This window comes from Bartonella sp. MU70NMGDW (assembly GCF_042194085.1).
GTDB classification, from domain to species: domain Bacteria; phylum Pseudomonadota; class Alphaproteobacteria; order Rhizobiales; family Rhizobiaceae; genus Bartonella; species Bartonella grahamii.
On the sequence record NZ_JBHIMK010000218.1, the window covers coordinates 1 to 1,981 of the forward strand.

Genomic DNA, 1,981 nt, shown 5'->3' on the forward strand with positions numbered 1-1,981 from the left:
AAAAACCAAGATGATATTGTTGGCATGGAAACATCAGATCTTGTTCTCCCTGCTACCACGGATGCCCAAGCCCTTGCCAAAGAAGCTTGTGAAAACCTAGCAGATGCAATGACGGTCATCTTTTCAACCTATCATTCTATCCAAGTGATTTCGGATGCACAAAATACCCATGGGTTACCTGAATTTGATCTGATCATTTGTGATGAAGCCCATAGAACAACTGGTGTTGTGTTGGGAACAGAAAAGCATGAATCTGAATTTATCAAGGTTCATGACAATAGCATTATTCGAGGCAAAAAACGCCTCTACATGACAGCAACCCCAAAGATCTTTAGTGACAAGCTGAAAAGGAATGCTTTCTTATCCAATAACGTTTTGGTGTCCATGGATAATGAAAAACTCTATGGCAAACAACTTTACACTTACAACTTTTCACGTGCTTTAGAGGATAAGCTGTTATCACCTTGTAAAGTTATCATATTAGTTGTCAACGAAGAAGAAGTAAGTCAATCCATTCAACATCTGATTACCGATAAGAATTATGAACTTATTCTCGATGATAGGACCAAGATTAATGGCTGTTATAGAGCCCTTACCAAAATGGATCTGAAACTTGATCTTGAAGATGACCCCAAGCCCATGCGTAGAGCTTTAGCTTTTTGCAAAGATATTGATACTTCTAAACGCATATGCAAAAGATTCAAAAAAGAAAAAGTGCAAGAATCTTTACGCGCTCTTCATAAAAACTATAAAGATACTCCTCCTCTTAACTGTACCCTTGCCCATATTGATGGAACCTTTAGTGCTAAAGAGCGTACAAAACAACTTGAATGGTTAAAGGAAGATGCGGGGGAAAATACTTGTCGTGTACTTACCAATGTACGCTGTCTTTCTGAAGGTGTTGATGTACCCGCTCTTGATGCTGTTCTATTTTTACACCCGCGCAAAAGTCAAATTGAGATTATTCAAGCAATAGGACGTGTAATGCGTCGAGCAGAGGGTAAAAAAAGAGGCTATATCATTCTACCCGTTGGGATACCCGCTGATATTCCGCCGGAAATAGCCTTAGAAAACAACCAAAAGTATAATGTCATCTGGCAAGTTCTCAATGCTTTACGTGCTCATGATGATAACTTTAATAAAATAATTCACCATATGCACAAAAAACAAGACGTAAGCGATGCTCTTGAAATTGTTGCTGCTTCTCAAGAACTTGCGTTAGAAGATACGACCACGGTTATTGATGATTTACCTATACGCTCAAAATTAGAGTATTCAGGACTTAATATTGGGTTAGCAACTTATGAATCCTCTCACACATGTGAAGAACAAGGAGAACTCCCCCTTTTTTCTAAATGTAAAGATGTCATTAAAGCTGCTATTGTTAATAGATTTTACGACCCTAGCTATTGGAAAAAATGGGCAATAAATGTTGGTGATCTTGCTCAAACTCATATCACACGCTTAACTGAGGTTTTGACGAAATCAGAAACTGAAACACGGCGTGTGTTTAATGATTTTATGACCGAATTGCGTAGCAATTTGAATACAACTATCTCCGAACAAAATGCGATTGAAATGCTTGCGCAACATCTTGTGACGCGTCCAGTCTTTAATGCTTTATTTGAGGGGCATCAGTTTGTTCAAGAAAATCCCGTATCTTGTGCTTTACAACGTGTACTCAATGTCCTTGATAAAGTTACCCCTAAAGAAGAATCTCAAGATCTGAACAATATTTCTAGGAGTATACAATTTTACACGCGTGGAATTACCAATCTTGAAGCACAACAAAGTTTAATTGTAGAGCTTTATAATGAATTTTTCCGTTATGCTTTTCCGCGTACAGTAGAAAAATTAGGCATTGTTTATACTCCCATTGAGGTTGTTGATTTTATCATTCATTCTGTTGATGATGTTTTACGCAATGAATTTGGAAAAAGCCTTGGTTCACGGGGTGTCTCTATTCTTGACCCTTTCACGG

The 1,981-nt window shown here is 37.9% G+C and carries 1 protein-coding gene; it reads left to right on the top strand.

Going from position 1 to position 1,981, the window contains the following annotated elements:
* On the top strand, window positions 1-1,981 hold a 1,981-nt coding region (locus ACFIKE_RS09885), incomplete at both ends, for a helicase-related protein (RefSeq protein ID WP_375649659.1).